Source organism: Parafrankia sp. EAN1pec (assembly GCF_000018005.1).
Classification (GTDB): Bacteria; Actinomycetota; Actinomycetes; order Frankiales; family Frankiaceae; genus Parafrankia; species Parafrankia soli.
Genome location: NC_009921.1, coordinates 5,336,315 through 5,353,746, shown reverse-complemented (window position 1 = coordinate 5,353,746; position 17,432 = coordinate 5,336,315). Strand labels below are relative to the sequence as shown.

17 protein-coding genes and 1 pseudogene are annotated in these 17,432 nt (G+C 67.0%); 12 read left to right on the top strand and 6 right to left on the bottom strand.

Annotated features, from left to right (window positions below; translation table 11 throughout):
• The first annotated feature begins 1 nt into the window (after position 1).
• From FRANEAN1_RS21815 to FRANEAN1_RS37320, 4 genes are read left to right on the top strand one after another with little or no spacing between them, the layout of a single operon-like run.
• Complete coding sequence (locus tag FRANEAN1_RS21815) at positions 2–1,987, top strand: ABC transporter permease (RefSeq protein ID WP_020461988.1); 1,986 nt, start codon at positions 2–4, stop codon at positions 1,985–1,987.
• Positions 1,984–2,736 carry an ABC transporter ATP-binding protein gene (locus tag FRANEAN1_RS21810; protein ID WP_020461987.1) on the top strand — a complete coding sequence of 251 codons (753 nt, stop codon included), beginning with the start codon at positions 1,984–1,986 and terminating at the stop codon, positions 2,734–2,736. The genes FRANEAN1_RS21815 and FRANEAN1_RS21810 overlap by 4 nt, the downstream gene beginning before the upstream one ends.
• On the top strand, positions 2,733–3,458 hold the full coding sequence (locus tag FRANEAN1_RS21805) for an ABC transporter ATP-binding protein (protein WP_020461986.1): 726 nt from the start codon (positions 2,733–2,735) through the stop codon (positions 3,456–3,458). The genes FRANEAN1_RS21810 and FRANEAN1_RS21805 overlap by 4 nt, the downstream gene beginning before the upstream one ends.
• The gene (locus FRANEAN1_RS37320) at positions 3,455–4,198 is read left to right on the top strand and encodes an SDR family oxidoreductase (protein ID WP_020461985.1); all 744 of its coding nucleotides are present in this window, start codon (positions 3,455–3,457) and stop codon (positions 4,196–4,198) included. The genes FRANEAN1_RS21805 and FRANEAN1_RS37320 overlap by 4 nt, the downstream gene beginning before the upstream one ends.
• 79 nt (positions 4,199–4,277) lie before the next feature.
• On the opposite strand, the gene FRANEAN1_RS21795 is transcribed toward FRANEAN1_RS37320, so the two are convergent.
• Positions 4,278–5,183 carry an aldo/keto reductase gene (locus FRANEAN1_RS21795; protein WP_063748401.1) on the bottom strand — a complete coding sequence of 302 codons (906 nt, stop codon included), beginning with the start codon at positions 5,181–5,183 and terminating at the stop codon, positions 4,278–4,280.
• Between the two features lie 462 nt (positions 5,184–5,645).
• Between FRANEAN1_RS21795 and FRANEAN1_RS21790 the strand changes: the two genes are divergently transcribed.
• The 4 genes from FRANEAN1_RS21790 to FRANEAN1_RS21775 all read left to right on the top strand — a co-directional run bounded on the left by FRANEAN1_RS21790 (position 5,646) and on the right by FRANEAN1_RS21775 (position 10,199).
• Positions 5,646–7,124: an AMP-binding protein gene (locus FRANEAN1_RS21790; RefSeq protein ID WP_041254578.1), complete on the top strand. Its 1,479-nt coding sequence runs from the start codon at positions 5,646–5,648 to the stop codon at positions 7,122–7,124.
• Positions 7,125–7,189: 65 nt separating this feature from the next.
• Positions 7,190–8,107 (top strand): SDR family oxidoreductase, encoded by a 918-nt coding sequence (locus FRANEAN1_RS21785; RefSeq protein ID WP_020461982.1) that lies wholly within the window; start codon positions 7,190–7,192, stop codon positions 8,105–8,107.
• Between the two features lie 58 nt (positions 8,108–8,165).
• Complete coding sequence (locus tag FRANEAN1_RS21780) at positions 8,166–9,401, top strand: MFS transporter (protein WP_198145350.1); 1,236 nt, start codon at positions 8,166–8,168, stop codon at positions 9,399–9,401.
• A 42-nt stretch (positions 9,402–9,443) separates the two neighbouring features.
• On the top strand, positions 9,444–10,199 hold the full coding sequence (locus FRANEAN1_RS21775) for an SDR family oxidoreductase (RefSeq protein ID WP_020461980.1): 756 nt from the start codon (positions 9,444–9,446) through the stop codon (positions 10,197–10,199).
• Between the two features lie 57 nt (positions 10,200–10,256).
• On the opposite strand, the gene FRANEAN1_RS21770 is transcribed toward FRANEAN1_RS21775, so the two are convergent.
• A complete protein-coding gene (locus FRANEAN1_RS21770) occupies positions 10,257–10,481 on the bottom strand; it encodes a ferredoxin (RefSeq protein ID WP_041254574.1) in 225 nt (74 codons plus the stop codon).
• Between the two features lie 100 nt (positions 10,482–10,581).
• Positions 10,582–11,844: a cytochrome P450 gene (locus tag FRANEAN1_RS21765; protein WP_020461979.1), complete on the bottom strand. Its 1,263-nt coding sequence runs from the start codon at positions 11,842–11,844 to the stop codon at positions 10,582–10,584.
• A gap of 463 nt (positions 11,845–12,307) precedes the next feature.
• Between FRANEAN1_RS21765 and FRANEAN1_RS21760 the strand changes: the two genes are divergently transcribed.
• From FRANEAN1_RS21760 to FRANEAN1_RS21750, 3 genes are all read left to right on the top strand, one after another.
• On the top strand, positions 12,308–13,357 hold the full coding sequence (locus FRANEAN1_RS21760; RefSeq protein ID WP_347176708.1) for a mycofactocin-coupled SDR family oxidoreductase: 1,050 nt from the start codon (positions 12,308–12,310) through the stop codon (positions 13,355–13,357).
• A gap of 48 nt (positions 13,358–13,405) precedes the next feature.
• The gene (locus FRANEAN1_RS21755) at positions 13,406–14,248 is read left to right on the top strand and encodes a mycofactocin-coupled SDR family oxidoreductase (protein WP_020461977.1); all 843 of its coding nucleotides are present in this window, start codon (positions 13,406–13,408) and stop codon (positions 14,246–14,248) included.
• A gap of 149 nt (positions 14,249–14,397) precedes the next feature.
• Positions 14,398–15,609 (top strand): ABC transporter substrate-binding protein, encoded by a 1,212-nt coding sequence (locus FRANEAN1_RS21750; protein ID WP_347176707.1) that lies wholly within the window; start codon positions 14,398–14,400, stop codon positions 15,607–15,609.
• A gap of 50 nt (positions 15,610–15,659) precedes the next feature.
• Here the strand turns inward: FRANEAN1_RS21750 and FRANEAN1_RS39370 are convergent.
• Positions 15,660–15,989: pseudogene (locus FRANEAN1_RS39370) on the bottom strand (transposase family protein); the annotation flags it as partial.
• Between the two features lie 61 nt (positions 15,990–16,050).
• Positions 16,051–16,209: a hypothetical protein gene (locus FRANEAN1_RS43900; protein ID WP_347176706.1), complete on the bottom strand. Its 159-nt coding sequence runs from the start codon at positions 16,207–16,209 to the stop codon at positions 16,051–16,053.
• A gap of 11 nt (positions 16,210–16,220) precedes the next feature.
• Between FRANEAN1_RS43900 and FRANEAN1_RS21740 the strand changes: the two genes are divergently transcribed.
• Entirely contained in the window at positions 16,221–16,622 is a 402-nt protein-coding gene (locus FRANEAN1_RS21740; RefSeq protein WP_020461975.1) for a hypothetical protein, read from the top strand.
• A 144-nt stretch (positions 16,623–16,766) separates the two neighbouring features.
• Here FRANEAN1_RS21740 and FRANEAN1_RS21735 read toward each other — a convergent pair whose 3' ends face one another.
• Positions 16,767–17,228 (bottom strand): hypothetical protein, encoded by a 462-nt coding sequence (locus tag FRANEAN1_RS21735; RefSeq protein WP_020461974.1) that lies wholly within the window; start codon positions 17,226–17,228, stop codon positions 16,767–16,769.
• Positions 17,229–17,432 lie beyond the last annotated feature (204 nt).

Below are 17,432 nucleotides of genomic sequence, written 5' to 3'. Positions count from 1 at the left end.
CATGACCGACTTTCTGCTCTACGTTCTTCTCGGTCTCGGGCCGGGCGCGGTCTACGCGGCCCTCGGTCTCGGCGTGGTGCTGACCTACCGGAGCTCGGGGACGATCAACCTCGCCTACGGTGCCGCCGCGCTCTACCCCGCGTATGTCTTCGCACAGCTCAACAAGACCGGTGAGCTGATCCTCCCGATTCCCGGCGTCCCACCGATCTACTTCGGAGGCGTGCCCTCGAAGGCGGTGGCGCTCGTGGTGGCGTTGCTCGTAGCGGCGCTGCTCGGTGTGCTGATACACCTCCTCGTGTTCCGGCCGTTGGCCACGGAGCCCGCGCTCGCGCGGGTCGTGGCCTCCATCGGTGTGCTGATCACCATCCAAGCGATCGTGATCATCCGGTTCGACGAGCAGGCTCTGCAGCCGGTCGGTCTCCTCCCGGACGACGCCGTCAACCTCGGTGACATCACCGTGCCCGCGGACAGGCTGCTGCTCGGCCTGCTCGTGGTGCTCGTCTGCGCTGTGCTGGCGGCGGTCTACCGCTTCACCAGTTTCGGGCTGGCCTCCCGGGCGGCGGCGACCAACCCGAAGGGCGCCACCCTGCTCGGTTACTCCACCGACAGCCTGGCGTTGGTCAACTCGACGATCGCGGCCGTGCTGGCCGGCCTGTTCGGGATCCTGGTGGCGCCGATCACCAGTTTGCAGCCCACCACCCTGACCCTGTTGATCGTGCCCGCGCTGGCCGCCGCCCTGATCGGCCGGTTCACCTCGTTCGGTGTCACCGTGGCCGCGGCCCTGGTCGTCGGCATCCTGCAGTCGCAGATCGTGCTGCTCCAGGGCAAGCTCGAGTGGCTGCCGCGGGCCGGCCTGGGTGACGCCCTGCCGTTCGCGGTGATCGTGATCGCCATGTTCGCGGTGGGGGCGCGGCTTCCCGGTCGCGGCGCGGCGAGCAACGAGCGGATGCCGACCGCGCCGCCACCGAGGCACCGATGGTCGGTGGGGCTCCCCGCCGTGGCGGTGGGCTGCGCGATCGTGTACGTCCTCAGCGACGCCTACCTCGGCAGCTACGTCACCTCGTTGATCGCGGGGCTGGTCTGCCTGTCATTCGTCGTGCTGACCGGCTACACGGGCCAGGTCTCACTGGCCCAGATGGCGATCGCGGGCGTGTCGGCGTTCGGGCTGAGCAAGTTCGCCCACGGGATCGGGATTCCGTTCCCGCTGGCGCCGCTGCTCGCCATCGGCGGCGCGGTGCTCGGCGCCCTCGCGGTCGGCATCCCGGCCCTACGGGTACGTGGGGTGCACCTAGCCGTCGTGACGATCGCGCTGGCGGTCGCCGTCGCGTCCGCCGTCTTCGGCAACCCGGCCGTGACGGGCGGCACGAGCGGTAGCCCGGTACCCACCCTGTCGATCTTCGGCTTCGATTTCCGCGGTGGGGAGACCGGGTTCGCGGTGGTGACGGTGCTGGTCCTCGCCGTTGCGGGGTTCGCGGTGGCGAACCTGCGGCTCAGCCCGGTCGGGCTGCAGATGCTCGCGGTACGCGCCAACGAGCGGGCGGCGGCCTCGGTCGGCATCAACGTCGCCCGCATGAAGCTGCTCGCCTTCGCGTTCTCGGGAGTGCTCTCGGGCACGGCGGGCGTCATGCTCGCCTACAACCAGAGCAACGTGTCGTTCCAGTCGTTCGGTGCGATCGCGTCGCTGTCGTTCCTCGCGGTGGCCTACCTGGGCGGGATCACCACGATCTCCGGCGCAGTTGTCGGCGGCATGCTGGTGAACGGCGGGCTGATGACCCTGGCCCTGCAGAACTGGTTCGAGATCGGCTCGTACCAGTTGCTGGTGAGCGGCGTCGGTCTGATCGTCACCGCGGTACTCAACCCGCAGGGCATCAGCGGCGCGACCCAGCAGAGTGCCGCGAAGCTCCTCGCCGCCATCCGACGGCGGGGCCATCCGAGCCCGTCCGAACTCGGGAAACCCCCAGCCGTGCCGTCCGGAGTCGCATCATGACCGCGCTGCTTGAACTGGACTCGATCGCCGTCCGGTACGGCGGGGTGGCGGCGCTCAAGGGCGTCTCGTTCACGGTGCCGAGCAACAGCATCGTCGGGCTGATCGGCCCGAACGGAGCGGGGAAGACGACGCTCATCGACGCGCTGACCGGGTTCACCGGCCACGACGGCACCGTCACCTTCGACGGCCGGAACCTCGGCGGGCTGGCTCCGCACGAGCGGGTGCGCCTCGGCATGACCCGGACGTTCCAGTCGCTGGAGCTGTTCGAGGACCTGACGGTGGAACAGAACCTCCAGGTCGCCGCCCATCGGCCCACGCTGGGCTCGGCGCTGTGGGGTCTGCTGCGTGGGCGTGCCGGCGTCGACGACGTCCGGTGGGCGCTCGACCGGGTCAACCTCACCGGCAGCCACGACCGGCTCCCGACCGAGCTGAGCCTCGGTCAGCGCAAGCTCGTCGGCGTCGCCAGAGCACTCGTCGGCCGGCCGCGTCTGCTGCTGCTAGACGAGCCGGCCGCGGGCCTGGACTCGGCCGAGAGCGAGGTGCTGGCGGACGTGCTGCGGGCACTGCCCGGGGACGGTCTGTCCATCCTGATCATCGAACACGACACGAACCTGGTGTTCGGCCTGTGCCGGGACGTGAACGTTCTCGAGTTCGGGGAGCTGATCGCCTCGGGCCCCGCAGCCGAGGTCCGGCGCGATCCCGCGGTACTCGCCGCGTATCTCGGAGCCGACCACGAGGAGGACGCGTGACCGCCGCCCTGGAGATCGACGAGCTGACGACGGGCTACTTCGGCGTTCCAGTGGTCCGTGGGATCAGTATGGAGGTCCGGCCCGGCGAGGTCGTCGCGCTGCTCGGACCCAACGGAGCGGGCAAGACCTCGACCCTGCTCGCCGTGTCCGGACTGCTGCCGATCATGGGTGGGCGGGTGCGGGTGGACGGAATGGAGGTGGTGCGCCGTCGTCCGCACCGGATGGCGCGGCGGGGCCTCGCCCACGTTCCCGAGGACCGGGGGCTTTTCGGCGAGCTGACCGTCCGGGAGAACCTCCGTCTCGGGCACGGTCGGACGGCGGGCGCGTCCGAGCGGGTACTCGAGTACTTCCCGTCCCTGCAACGACGGATCGGGGTCAGGGCGGCGCTGCTTTCCGGGGGGGAGCAGCAGATGCTGGCCATGGCCCGCGCCGTGATGAGTACCCCGAAGGTCCTGCTCATCGACGAGATGAGTCTCGGTCTCGCGCCCCTGGTCACCGCCGATCTCGCCGCGACCGTCCGGCGGATCGCCGACGAGCAGGGCGTCGCCGTGCTGCTCGTCGAGCAGCACGTGCAGGTCGCCCTGCGAGTCGCCGACCGCGGCTACGTGCTCAGCCACGGTGAGATGCGGATCCAGGGGACCGCGGCCTCGCTGTCGGCGAACAGAGCCTTGCTCGAATCCAGCTACCTCGGCGAGAGTCAGGCAGGAGTACATCAGTCATGAGGACAGCGGTTGTGGTCGGCGCCGGCGGCATCGCCGCCGCCACCGCGATGGAACTGGCCGGGCGCGGGTACACGACGATCCATGTCCTGACCCGTGGGGAGTCGGACGCGGGCGTCAAGCTTCGCGGCGCACTCGACGAGCGCGGTGTCAGCGGGATCTCCGCGCACTGCGACGTGACGGACTGGACGTCCGTGGCAGCGGCGTGCGCGGCGGTGCCGGGACCCGTGCACGCCGTCGTCTACACCGCGGGCGCGCGGGCGACGGCGACACCGGGCGAACTCACGCACGACACCTGGCGCCAGATGACCGACATCTACGCGGGCGGTCTGGTCGCGGTGCTCCAGGCGCTGGAGACGAAGCTGGCGTCCGGGTCGGCGGTGGTCGCGCTGTCCGGGACGTCGGGTCGGCGGGTGGTGTCGCCCGGGCACCTCGCGATGGGCTCGGCGAAAGCCGCGATGGACCAGTCCATCGGCTACCTCGCGCACTGGCTCGCACCCCGCGGGGTGCGGGTCAACGCGGTGTGCTGTGGACCGGTCGACACCCCGACCGTCCGGTCCCACCTGGCGCCGGACGAGCTGAACCGGCTGTCCGCGGAGTACACGACCAGAACTCTCGCCGGCCGGCTGGCGCGTCCGGACGACGTGGCCGCGGCGGTCACGATGCTCTGCGGCGACGAGAGCCGCTGGATCTACGGACAGGTCATCCTTGCGGACGGCGGCGAGGAACTGCTACTCGGTTGATCGCGGGAACCGGGAACCGTGAGGCCTGGACAGCGGGCGACCGGATGCCACCACCGGACGGGATCTCGGCCAGCGGGGTTCAACCGAGATTTTCGGCCGGACTGTCCAGGCCTGGCAAGCCCACCGCGGCATCCAGGAGCGCGACTTCCTCGTCGGTGAGTCGCATGGTCGAGAACGACGCGCTGTCGCGGATCGTTTCCGGGCGCCGGGCTCCGACAACGGGTACCAGCACCGGTGAGAGCGCCCGTTCCCAGGCCAGTATGACGCTCTGTGTGGAGGTTCCCTTGGCGCCGGCCACACCGGCGAACGCCTCGCTGCGAGCCGCGAGTCGTCGCGCCGCGCCGCCGAGGCCGCCGAGCGGGGAGTAGGCCAGGAAAAGTATTCCGCTCTTCTCGCAGGCCCGGAGGACGGCCAGACTGGCCAGGTCAGCCGGATTGAGACGGTTCTGAACGGAGGCGATTCGGGTGACGCTCTCGGCACGGGTGAGGTCGTCGAGGCCGATGTTCGACAGACCGATCTCGCGGATCTTTCCCGCCTGTTGTAGTTCGGCCATTGTCCGAACCGATTCCTCGATCGGTGTACGGGGGTCCGGCGCATGCAGCTGGTACAGGGCGACCTGGTCGACGTCGAGCGCCCGCAGGCTGGTATCGCAGTCGCTGATGATACAGCGACGACAGCCACAGGTGGCCAGGTCGGTGGAATAGTCGATCGTGGTCGCTCGGATCATTCCGCCCTTGGTGCTGACAATGACCGACGACCGATCGCCGGTCCAGGCCGAGAGGGCGTCCGCAATCACCTTTTCGTTATGGCCCACCGCCTGGTGGTCAGGTATGTAGGACGCGGCGGTATCAAGGAGTCGGACTCCTGCGTCGAGCGCCGCGTGCACCACGGATCGGGCGACATCCCGTGGCGCCGGCACAGCGACGGAAAGGCCGGCGGTGCCGAAGCCGATCCGCTGACCTTGCAATAGTTCGGTGGAACACATCGGCATATCGTGACCTCACATCATGATCCCGGAAGCGGGGGTCTGCGGCCTTGCGGCCGGATGTCCGGAATCCTAGGGAAGAAGATGCCTCCAGTAATAGTCTAGTGTCAGAGTAGCTGCAAGGTTGTTTCGTAGGATTTGTCGTAGCAGCCAGCTTCGTGCACTATGCGGGTGGTGTCGGTCGACCGACCGCCGGCACGCGGGACCACGCACCTCTGGCCCGGGCGACGCCGCCGCGCCGCGTTCTCGTCGAGGCGGAACCGGACGTGAATCTCTTGACATGAATAGTCCATCGGACGATAATTGGCAGCACTGGTCGCACCCGGGGTGGAGCCGCCGGATCGGTGTGAAAAATTGCGTGAATGACCAGATCGGGAAGCCAGAAATACCCGAGTCGAGTTCGGCATGGGGAGTGCGGCGATGACGAATAGCACCAGGAGTCCCGCATCGTTAGGTCGGACGTTGCTTGCGATAGCTGCTGACCGGCCAGCTCACCCGGCGGTAACCACCCGGTCGGGGTCGACTTCCTACCGGGAGCTGGCGGACGGTGCGCTGCGCGTCGCGGCAGCACTGACGGTGCAGGGGCTCGGTCTTGGCGACCGAATAGCGATCCTGGCTCGTAACGATCTACCCTACGTCGAGCTCATCTACGGCGCGGACTTTGTCGGTGCGGTGGTCGTCGGGATCAATTGTCGGCTCTCGCCGGCGGAGGTTGCCGATATTCTCGACGACTGCCAGCCCAGCCTTGTGTTCGTCGCGGACGAGTACCTGCCGCTGCTGGGTTCCGCCGCCGCGGGCGTCCTCCGGGTGTCTCTTGATCGCGACTACCGGACATGGTGCGGCACCGGGGACATGACGCGGTTCGTGCCGCGGGTCGGTTACGCCGACAGTGTGGTACTCATGGTCTACACCAGCGGCACCACCGGTCGGTCGAAAGGTGTGCGACTGACCGAGGCCAACATCACGGCCGCCCTCGCCGCGAACAGAGATGTCTGGTTCGTTGGCCCGGAGATCCGGGCGCTGGCGCTTTTTCCGCTGTTTAATATCAGCGGTTCGATCTTTCTGCTCTCGATCTTACATGTCGGCGGTGAAGTCGTCATTGCCGAGAACGCGTCAGGCGCCACCATCCTGGAACTTCTCGGGGCGAGGCGCATTACCCACGCGCTGTTCGTGGCGGCGATGATCGTCGCGCTGCTTGATCAACCGGCCGACGACGAGATCGACCTGTCCAGCCTGCGAGTACTGATCTATGGTGCCGCTCCGTCTTCGGCGGCCGTGATCGACCGGGCTATGCGGCGGCTGCCGACCTGTGATTTCTTTCAGGGATACGGGATGACGGAGACCTGTGGCGGCATCGCGATGACGCCGCCGCATCGATACGGCGAAGAGATCGCGCCGGCATCGGTGGGGCGAGCCATACCATCCTATGAGATTCGGATTGTGGATCCGGTCAGGCGCACCGACCTGCCGGTTGGTGTGGAAGGCGAGATCTGGGCGCGCGGGCCACAGAACACCATCGGCTACTGGAACCGGGCCGAGGAGACCGATCGTCTGCTCGCCGCGGACGGGTGGCTTCGTACCGGTGATGTCGGTGTCCTAGACGCCGCTCACAACCTCTATGTCGTAGACCGCCTCAAAGACATGATTATTTCGGGTGGGTTCAACGTCTATTCGCTCGAGGTCGAGCAGATCCTGGTCGGCCACCCGGATGTCGGTGATGCGGCGGTGTTCGGCGTGCCCGACGAGCGTTGGGGCGAGACCGTGGTGGCCGTGGTGACCCTGCGTCCGGGCGCCACCTGCGTCCCGGCCGACCTGAGTGAGTTCGCCCGGGCGCGGTTGGCCCACTTCAAATGCCCGCGGCGGATCGAGATTCTCGACGAACTTCCGAGGAATGCGGCCGGAAAGATCCTCAAAAGAGAGCTTCGCGGCCGGTTCAGCTGAACCCGAGTTGGCACGTAGACCCAACCATGATGCAGGCATCGTGGTGAAATCATGGAGGAACGCTCATGGCCGAGTTTCGTTTTGGCAACCGGGTTGCCCTGGTGACCGGTGCGGGGGGCGGTCTCGGACTGCAGCACGCGAAGCTCCTGGCGTCGCGCGGCGCCCGCGTGGTTGTCAATGACCTCGGTGGAACCGTCGCTGGTCAGGATGCCGACGGCGGCGCCGCCCACCGCGCCGCCGACGAGATCAAAGAAGCCGGCGGGGAAGCGGTGGCTGACACGCGCTCGGTATCCACCCCGGACGGCGCGGCCGCCATGGTCCAGACCGCACTCGACACGTTCGGCCGTATCGACATCGTGGTCAACAACGCCGGAATTCTCCGGGACAGATCGCTGACCAAACTCGAGCCGGCCGACTTCGACGCCGTGATCGACGTCCATCTGCGGGGTTCCTTCCTGGTCACCCAGGCAGCCTTTCCGCATCTGCGTGAGCAGCGCTACGGCCGCATAGTGAACACGACATCGCCAGCCGGCCTGTACGGCAACTTCGGGCAGGCCAACTACTCGGCGGCGAAGGCCGGACTGATCGGCCTCACTCGGACGGTGGCGGTCGAGGGAGCGAAGTACGGTGTTTCCTGCAATGCCGTCTCACCGGCCGCGCTGACCCGCATGACCGAAGAAATCATGGGACAGCTCTTCGTCGACCCGGACGGAGCTGCCCGCCTCGACGCGGCCAAGGTCTCTCCGGTTGTGGCCTGGCTGTGTCACGAGCAGTGCGCACTGACCGGTCAGGTCTTCGGTGTGGCCGGTGGACTGGTCACCAAGATAATCATCGCGGAGACCCGTGGCTTCTTCGATCCGGACCTGACCATCGAGACGGTGGCGGAACGTGTCGATGCTATCCAGAACATGGCGGACCTCGCGGTTCCGGGCAGCGTCGGCGACAGTATGTCCCTGCTCTTCGATCATTACGCCAAACCTTGACACCACCGGCTTGATGAACCGCGAACGGAGATACATGCCGCGGCGAAAGCAGGTCAGGGTGAGATCCGAAGGCTCCGCACCGAGGGGCAGATTCCTGGTGGTCGTGGGGGCGAGCGCGCTGGGCGTCGTCACGGTCGTGATGCCCTCGCTGCTGCTGGGTGCCCTGGCGCCGCAGATCAAGATGGATCTCGGCATCGACGACGTGGCCATCGGGGTGGTGAGTACCGTCTACGGGGGCGCGGGCGCCGCCGTAGCGCTGTTCGCTGGCGGGCTCGCGGATCGCATCGGGTGGTCCCGGGCCATGATGGCGGCGAATTCCGCCGCCGCCGTCAGCTGCGTCGGGGTCGGGCTGCTGGCCGGGTCGTACGGAATTCTGCTCGGTTGCATGTTCCTCGCCGGCTGCGCGATGGGCCTGGGCATGCCCGCGTGCAGCCTTCTCCTGGCCAGCGAGGTCGGCGCGCATCAGCATGGGTTCGTCTTCGGCATCAAGCAGGCGGCGACGCCCGCGGCGGCTCTGCTGGCTGGTCTCGCGGTGCCGCTCGTGGGCCTGACCCTCGGCTGGCGCTGGGCCTACGGAGCCGTGAGCGTGCTGGCGGTCGCTGCGGCGGTGCTGAGCCGCCGCATCCGGACGCTGCAGGCTCCCGGTCCGGCCGCGGGCGGCACAGCGGCGACGCACCGGGCCGGCGGCGTCGCGATGCCGAAGGGACGCCCCAGCGTCGCTGTGATCCTCCCGCCGACGTCGGCTGCCGCTGGCGCGTCGATCGCGATGGGGGCGGTGCTGGCGTTCGTTGTGCTGTCCGCCGTCGAGGCCGGCCTCTCGCAGAGTAGTGCCGGGATTCTGCTGGCTGTCGGGAGCACCGCCGGTATCGCCGTCCGTATCGGTGGCGGGTGGTGTCTGGACCGTGGTGACGTGTCGGCGTTCCAGTTGTGCGGATGGATGATTCTTGCTTGCGCGCTCGGTGCGGGAGCGATGGGGACCCGCGACACCGTGCTGGTGGTCGCGGGTGCGATCGTGGCGCTGAGCGTGGGGTGTGGCTGGGCCGGCCTCTTTGACGTCGGCCTTGTGCGGGGCAGTCCGCTCGCTCCCGCGCGGGCGTCAGGCCTGGGCCAGGTCGGCACGGCGGGCGGGGCGGCGGTGGGCCCGCTGCTGTTCGGACTCACGGTCGGTTGGTGGGGCTACCAGGTCGGCTGGTACAGCATCGCGGTGCTGTCGATGACCTCGGCCGGCGTGATGCTGTGGGCTGCCCGGCGCGCCCGGAGATCGGTACTGGCCACAGTCACTGCTGCGCCGTGAGGGTCATCGCGCGGGAGCAGTCGGACGGGGAGGTGCGTGCGGATGGACCTGAGCGGCAGGACGGCGGTGGTCGTCGGAGCGGCGAACGTGGTCGGGCGGGCCTGTGCGCTCCGGTTCGCCCTGGCCGGCGCGCACGTTGTGGTGGCCGACCCCGCCGAAGGTGCGCTGGCCGAGACGGTCGAGGCGATCGCCGCAGTGGCCGGGTCCGTGCAGTCCGCCGTCGTGGACATAACTGATCTGTCCCAGCTGGAGCAACTGTCCGCATCGCTGGCGGGCCGCTACATCGGTACCGATATCCTGGTGACGGCGCACTTTGCGATCGACCGGGGTTCCATTGAATTCTCCGCGGTCGAGACGTGGCGCGAGGTCCTCGAGACCAACCTGTTGGGGCCGCTGGTATCGGCCAAAGCCTTCCTGCCCGCCTTGCGTCACTCGGAGCACGCGGCGATCGTGCACATCGGCTCGATCGACGGGCTCCTCGGTAACCCGCAGGTCCCGTCGTACTCCGCCGCCAAGGCGGGCATGGTGGCACTCACCCGGGTGATGGCGCACGAGTTCGGGAAGTACGGCATCCGGGTCAACTGCGTGGCGCGTGCCGCGGTGGACGACCCGTCCCAGGGCAGCGGGACCAGCCTCATGGAGAAAGTTCTTGACAGTACCGTCCTCAGACGTGCCGCGGCGCCTGACGAAATCGCACAGGTGGTCGCATTTCTTTCGTCTGATGCCGCGGCGTACGTGACTGGTGCCGTTATCCCGGTGGACGGCGGGCGGGTGGGGCTGACACTGGGGACGGCCTGAGCCTGCCGCCCCCGTCAGTCGTCGACCGCCGTGATCCTGGCGGCCTGCCGGGCAACCTCAGGGAAATATCTGCTCGCCGGTGCGCAGGCTGCGGACAAGGATCGCCTCGACCGGGCAGGATTCGGCCGCCTCGATCAGATCTTCCTGCGGCGCGGTGCCACCGGCCTGCGCCCGCCCGTCGCCGTCGCTGAAACTGAATATCGTGGGCACGAGATCCACGCACATGCGGGAGCCGACGCAACGGTCTCGTGTGACCTCCGCCTCGTACAGTTCGTCGTCCACGTGTACCTCCCGAGGTACGTCCTGTCCGGTGGTCGGGCATCTTTCCGCCGGGCCGGCGGCATCGGCCGGCCCGCCGGATTTCCCACCCGTCGATGACAGGTCAGTTGTCGCTGACCACAATGGGCAGCTGCGTGAAGTAGCGATAGTTGAAGGAGTCGCCGCGGGGCGGTGTCGATGTCGCCAGTTCGATCGAGGCGAAGCCGGCCAGGAGAACGTCGAGGGCGATCTCCAGCTCCAGGCGGGCAAGTGCCGCGCCCAGGCAGAAATGCGGCCCCGCGCCGAACACGACCGTCGGCCCCTCGGTTCGCCTGATGTCAAAGCTACCGGGATCTGTATAGACCCGGGGATCCCGGTTCGCGGCGGAAAGGAACAGATGCGCCGGCGTTCCGGCCGGAACGCGGATGCCGTCGATGTCGGTATCTTCCACGGCGCTGTAGTCGACCGATGTCACCCCGCTGTCCCAGCGGAGGATCTCCTCGACGGCCGAGCGGGTCAGCCCCCGGTCGGCGCGCAGCGCCGCCAGCTGATCCGGGTGCTGGAGCAGTACGTACAAGCCATTACCCATCGAGTGCGCTGTTGTGCCGTGTCCCGCGACATACATCAGGAGCATCAGCGACAGAAGTTCGGGCTCGGTGAGTCGCGCGCCGGTCTCCTCCGCCTCGAGCAGGTCCGAGGCCAGTCCTTCCGTCGGGCACGTTTCGCCTCGAAGCAGTCCGCGGATGTAGTCACCCAGCTCACGGATGGCCCGGGTCGACCTCCGCAGCTGATCGAAGCTGGACCGGGGGTCGCGCTCCGCCAGCAGCAGCACCGCCCGCTCGGCGAACCAGTCACGATCCTGCAGGGGTAGACCCACGAGTTCGCCGACAACCTGGTTCGGAATCGGAAAGGCGATGGTGGACATGAAGTCGAACGGCACACCTCGTGGCGCGGCGGCGGCGAGCCGGCCGACGACCTCCGTTGTCCGCTGCCGCATGACCTGCAGCCGGCGGGGCGTGAATGGCTTGCTGACGAGCGACCGCTGGCGTGCGTGTTCAGGGCCGTCGAAGGTCTGCAACCACGGTGCGATGTGCGGTGGCTCCTCCTGCCGCAGAAGCTCGGCCTGCTCCGCGGTCAGATCGTGCTGCCAGGCGGCCCGGATGGAGGAATCAGGAAGATGCCGGCCCCATGCCGACGACCGCATGATGTCCATACACGCCTGGTGACCCCAGACCGCGAGGTACCCCTCCGGCATGATGACCGCCTCGCCATAATCATGTAAGGGGGCGAGCGTCTGATAAGGGTTGGCGCCGTCGTTCACAGCCTCGATCGACGTATGAACGATTCCGACGGCGCCATTCAGTTCCCTGTCTCCGACCGTACTCATTCTCCTGCTCCTCTCGGTGTTTCTCTGCGACCGTCGGCGGTGAACCAGGTCATGCCCAGCGGCTCCCGCGGAGCTGATCGCGTCGCCCACAGCGGTCACCAATATTGTCTAGTGTGCGATTGTCTATAGATAGACATGAAGTGTCAAGGGAGTGATCGAATCCTCGTCCCGATCAGTCCGGGGTAGATCTGTCACAGGTGTCGGCGTCGTCCGCTGGTGGGGGACCAGCTGGTGGGTGTGGACCGGGCAGTGCCTGGACCGGGCGGTGCGTGGACCGGGTGGGGGTCGGCCCGCGGCCCCACCCGGTCCACGCACCGCCGCATCGCATCCGGCTGGTCGCCGCGCGGGGGGTGCGTGACTGAGCCAAAAATGCCCCAATTGCTATTAAAGCGGACATTGGCTGGGTAAATAGGCCATGTAATCGACTATTTAGACCTGGACTAGTTGGCGGTGCCTCGTTAGCATGGGCGTGGTCCAGATCACGTCTGATGCGATGGCGAAGTGGATCTTTGTCTGCACTCTCAGCGGTAGTCGGCCCTGTGTCGACACCCGTCGCCAGGTCCGAGCCGGGCAGTTTCAATCCGCCAGGCTTCCTCCCTTCTTCGGGCGGCGGGTAGCGAATGCGTCGTTGTCCGACCAGGCGATTTTCCGCTGCTGGTTGTTCGCGTCCAGGGAAAAGGATTGGCTAGCCGTGGCCAAAGTTCAGGGCAAGGTGGCATTCGTGACGGGCGCCGGGCGGGGGCTTGGAAGGAGCTTCGCTGCCCGGCTGGCCGAGGAGGGCGCGGACATCATCGCGACGGACGTCTGTTCACCTGTGTCGTCGGCGCCGTACGGAATGGCGAGTTCGTCGGATCTTGACCAGACCGTGGCGGAGGTCCGGGCGCTTGGCCGACACGCGGTCGCGTTCGAGTCCGACGTCCGGGACGGGGAGTCGATTCAGGCGGGGCTGGCCAAGGCGGTCGTCGAACTCGGCCGCCTCGACATCGTGTGCGCGAACGCAGGTTTCATCTCCTACGGTGCCGCGGTCGATCTCGCCGAGACCGAGTGGAACGAGATGATCGATGTCCATGTGACTGGCGCCTGGAACACCTGCAAGGCTGCCGTGCCCTATCTGATTCGGTCCGGTGTGGGAGCATCCATAGTCTTCACCAGCTCCATGGCGGGTCTTCGTGCCCGCCCGGGCATCGGCCATTATGTCACGGCCAAACACGCGGTTGTCGGCCTGATGCGCACCTTCGCGATCGAACTGGCGCCGTTCGGCGTCCGGGTCAATTCAGTGCATCCGACGTCGACGAACACGCAGATGATTCAGAACAGCGCGACCCGTCAGGTGGCCGACGGAGACGGAGCGGACGGTTCGGTCGAGGAGCGCAGGAAGTCCGGCAGGCTCCTCGATGTGCCGTGGATCGAGGCGATCGACGTGGCGAACGCTGTCCTCTTCCTCAGCTCGGAGGATGCCCGCTACATCACCGGGGTGACGTTGCCCATCGACGCGGGTGCCATGTTGGTCTGACGCTATCGACGATGCACACATCTACCGACTATCCAGGGCTGGAGCTGCATGACGACCGACGGGCAACTGTCAGGAAAAGTCGCGCTCATCACCGGAGCCGCGCGGGGGCAGGGGCGTTCCCACGCCATGCTCCTGGCTCAGGAAGGCGCGGACATCGTAGCTGTCGACATCGCGCGACAGATTGACTCGGTTCGGTATCCGCTGGCCACCGAGGATGAGCTCCGGGAGACGGCCGAAGCGGTCAGCGGGCTCGGCCGGCAGGTGATGTGCAAGGTGGCGGACGTTCGTTCGTCCGAGCAGCTGTCCGCGGTCGTCGACAAGGCGATGGAACGCTTCGGGCATATTGACATCCTCTGTGTCAACGCCGGTATCGCACAGTTCGCGAAAGCCGTGTGGGAGCTCACCGATCAGGAGTGGCGCGACATCCTCGACGTCAACCTCACCGGAGCGTGGAAGACGGTGAAGGCAGTGGCCCCCGCCATGACGGGAACAGGGCGGGGCGGTTCGATCATCGTGACGGCTTCCTCCACCTCGCTCAAGCCGCGGCCCAACCTCGGCGCCTACAACACGTCGAAACATGGCCTCACAGGTCTCGTCGGCTCGCTCGCGATCGAACTCGCACCCGCCGGCATCCGGGTGAACGCCATCGCCCCGGGCTCCGTGTCGACGCGCATGCTCCTGAACGAAAATGTTTTTCGGGTCACCCGACCCGATCTCGATGACCCGACCGAGAAGGATGCTTACGAACCGCTGCGCAAGCTCAACGTACTGCCCGTGCCCTGGGTCGAACCAGTGGACATCAGCAACGCTGTCCTCTGGCTTGCCTCCGAGAGTTCGCGTTATGTCACCGGTGTGATGCTTCCGGTCGATGCCGGCTCGGTCATCATCTGAGTTCGGGAGTGTTCGATCAACGGCTCTGTAGAGCCGACTCTAAGTGACCTAAAGATTCTAAAGATTACTGAAGGCGGACGGTGTTGGTAGGCAGGAATCGAGGGCTTATGCCATTTTGTCGTCCACGGCGGCTGAACGCTGCCGTCAGTGTGATCGCGATCAGCGGCCTGACGAGTGTGGTGGCGGCCTGCGGGATCATGGGCGGGGGAGACGGGTCCGGGCCAGCGACCGAGGGCTGTGCGACACCCGGTGTGACCTCGACCCAGGTCACTCTCGGAACGGCCATTGACGACACGGGGATCGGCGCGGGTGCCCTCGCGGCGTTCCGCGCCGGGATCGATGCCCGTCTCGGCGTGGCGAACGACAACGGCGGGGTCAACGGCCGGAAGGTCGTCTATGAGTGGAAGGACACCCAGTCCGACCCGTCGTCCACCCAGAACGTCGTGCGCGAACTGGTCGAGACCAAGGGCGTGTTCGGCATCATCCAGGGCTCGATCATGGCCCTCAGCTCGGCGGACTACGTCGAGGAGCACGGCATCCCGGTGGTCGGGCCCAGCATGGACGAGTCCTGGCCAGACCACCCGAACATGATCAGCTGGTTCTACGTCCAGTCCGCGAGATGGTCCGTAAGCACCTGGGGTGACTTCGCGCGGTCCCAGGGGGCTACCCGCGTGGCCATCCTCGGCTTGGCCCTCAATCCGGGGACCTACGAGGCTCAGCTACAGGCGAGTATGGAATCGGCCGGGATCCCGGTCGTCCTCAACCCGGACGTGACGGTCGGTGCCACCAGTTTCAGCCGACTGGCGCAGGAGTTGAAGGCCGCGAATGTCGACACGATCACTGGTGCGGTGACCCCCGACGTCCTGGCCCAGCTCATGCCGGCCGTGCGCAACGCTGGCCTCCAGCTGAAGCTGGTGATGACACCCACGGGCTACGACCCTGCCCTGCTCCAGCGACTCGGCCCGCAGGTCGCCGGAACGACGATCTACGTTGATTTCGCGCCGTTCGAACTGAACCTGCCGGCCCACCAGACATTCATCTCCGCCATGGCCCGGTACGCACCCGAGACCCAGCCGCCGCAACAGCAGAGTGCCGTGTGGGGATGGATCTCGGCCGACCTGTACCTGCGCGGGCTGCAGGACGCCGGCGAATGCCCGACCCGCGAGGGGTTCGTGAACGCGTTGCGCGCCGTCCACGATTACGAGGCGGGCGGACTCCTGTCCAGCAAGGTCGACTTCGCGACCAACATCGGGCAGCTCAGCACCTGCTACCAGTTCGTGCAGATATCCCAGGACGGAAAGGAGTTCATCCCGCTCAACCCCAGCCAGCGCTGCGGTACCATACTGAGCCGTTTCCGGTAAGGTTCCGTCGCGCCGAGTAGCGTCATGCTGGTGTTGTTGCGTTGGGTGTCAGCTGGTCCGCAGTACTCGGTGTGGAGGATGACGAGAGCGGCTTTTGCTACGAGTCCGATCTTCCAGGGGTCGATCGTGATGTTGTGGAGGAGCCGGAAGGAGACTTTGAGTAGGGCGTTCGCGCGTTCACCGATGGCGCGTAGCGCGTTGTGGATGCGATTGTGTGCTTTCTGGCTGTCGGTGAGGGTGCCGCCGCGGGGTTTCTTATGCGGAATCGCCAGCGGTCCGGTCTGTGATCCGAGTCCTTCGTAGCCAAGGTCGAACAGGACCGTGTGCTGGTCGGTGGTCCACTCGGTGAGGATCGGCAGCGCGCCGGAGGCTTTCAGGGCGTGGAGTCGTGCTCGCGGCCTGTGGGTGCCGGAACTCGGCCACCGGCGTTGACCTGGTCTTTTAGGCGGCTCGTTCGTATTCGTTGATCAGACCACCGAGGACGGGTCGGCGCTTGATCCGTTCCGTCGTGACATCGGCGACGGGGTGGTCGGGCCGGGGGTGCCAGAAGTCGGCCTGGGCCCGTGAGCTGGGCTGATGCGGCGGTGCGGCTGTCGGCATGATGGTCAACTATGTCCGTGCGACTGCTCTATATGATCTTTGTGCGGGTGTGTGGCTGGCTGGTTCTCCTCGGTCGTTCGTCGGCGTCGAAGGACATCGAGCTGCTTGCGCTGCGGCACGAGGTCGCGGTGCTGCGCCGTACCCAGCCCAAGCCCCGGTGGGACTGGGCGGACCGGGCGGTCCTCGCCGCACTGATCCGACTCCTGCCCAGGGCGCTGCGAGCGCACCGGCTGGTCACGCCCGGCACCGTCCTCCGGTGGCACCGCCGTCTCATCACACGGAAATGGACCCATCCGCAGCGGACGGGACGGCCACCGATCAGCCCGGAGATCGCCACGCTGATCAAGCGGCTCGCGACCGAGAACACTGTGAGTGTCGGTGGCAGCCCGACCGGAGCTGATCGGCCAGGCTGAGGCCGACGGTGAGAGGTGACTCCCGAGAACACTGGCCGCCCGCGGGCGTGCCTGTCGTTTGACCTGTCCCTCGAGCCGTCGGCACCAGGCCCGGCGCGCTCGTCTTGGCTTGATCAGGAGCTTGTCCGCCTTCGGCGTGACTCCTCACAGCGCTGCCGCGACAGTGTCTTCTCCCGGCCGGTGCCGATCCGACGGGTAGAGCAGCAACCCGGCCAGCCCGAACGCGCACGGCACCAGGTAGACCATGGACGCGCCAGTGAGCCGTGGAACCGGCGGCGCGCCAGCGAGCAAATCGAGGAAGATTGCCACGGCTGCAGTGCCGACGGCGAGCATCATCACCGCGACCAGCAGCCTCCACAGGCGTTCCGTCCCACGACGCCGCAGGCCGGTCACGATACAGACGAGCCCGCTGAGGAAGAAGCAGGAGAACGCGATCGCTCTGATAGTGATCAGCGCGGTATGATCAGGGAGTGTGATGGCGAGGATCGCCGAAGCCAGGACTGTTGCCAGGCTCATGCCGGCCGTCCACTGTGCCCTGCGCCCCCAGCCCACACGGTTGGACGCCGATCGCGCTTTTCGGACCAGCGGCGTGGCTGCGTTGCCCATCTCGCTCACCGCTTCCAGGCCGCTGGTGGTCGGCTCCGTTGCCTGCCTGCCTGCCTGCCTGCACCACCCACATCGCCGCTCTTCCCGTGCCCCGATCTGACCAGACATACACAGTCTATTACAGAGCGTGGGTAGTTTCGGGTTACTGGTTCTTCTGCGCGCCGGATGTGGACAGATGAACCCGATCGCGAAGCCTGCTGCCGG

Coding starts and splice junctions, on each gene's coding strand:
- FRANEAN1_RS21815 (WP_020461988.1), top strand. CDS start 2: ATGACCGACTTTCTGCTCTACGTTCTTCTCGGTCTCGGGCCGGGCGCG.
- FRANEAN1_RS21810 (WP_020461987.1), top strand. CDS start 1,984: ATGACCGCGCTGCTTGAACTGGACTCGATCGCCGTCCGGTACGGCGGG.
- FRANEAN1_RS37320 (WP_020461985.1), top strand. CDS start 3,455: ATGAGGACAGCGGTTGTGGTCGGCGCCGGCGGCATCGCCGCCGCCACC.
- FRANEAN1_RS21795 (WP_063748401.1), bottom strand. CDS start 5,183: ATGTGTTCCACCGAACTATTGCAAGGTCAGCGGATCGGCTTCGGCACC.
- FRANEAN1_RS21785 (WP_020461982.1), top strand. CDS start 7,190: ATGGCCGAGTTTCGTTTTGGCAACCGGGTTGCCCTGGTGACCGGTGCG.
- FRANEAN1_RS21775 (WP_020461980.1), top strand. CDS start 9,444: ATGGACCTGAGCGGCAGGACGGCGGTGGTCGTCGGAGCGGCGAACGTG.
- FRANEAN1_RS21765 (WP_020461979.1), bottom strand. CDS start 11,844: ATGAGTACGGTCGGAGACAGGGAACTGAATGGCGCCGTCGGAATCGTT.
- FRANEAN1_RS21760 (WP_347176708.1), top strand. CDS start 12,308: ATGGGCGTGGTCCAGATCACGTCTGATGCGATGGCGAAGTGGATCTTT.
- FRANEAN1_RS21755 (WP_020461977.1), top strand. CDS start 13,406: ATGACGACCGACGGGCAACTGTCAGGAAAAGTCGCGCTCATCACCGGA.
- FRANEAN1_RS43900 (WP_347176706.1), bottom strand. CDS start 16,209: ATGCCGACAGCCGCACCGCCGCATCAGCCCAGCTCACGGGCCCAGGCC.
- FRANEAN1_RS21740 (WP_020461975.1), top strand. CDS start 16,221: ATGTCCGTGCGACTGCTCTATATGATCTTTGTGCGGGTGTGTGGCTGG.
- FRANEAN1_RS21735 (WP_020461974.1), bottom strand. CDS start 17,228: ATGGGCAACGCAGCCACGCCGCTGGTCCGAAAAGCGCGATCGGCGTCC.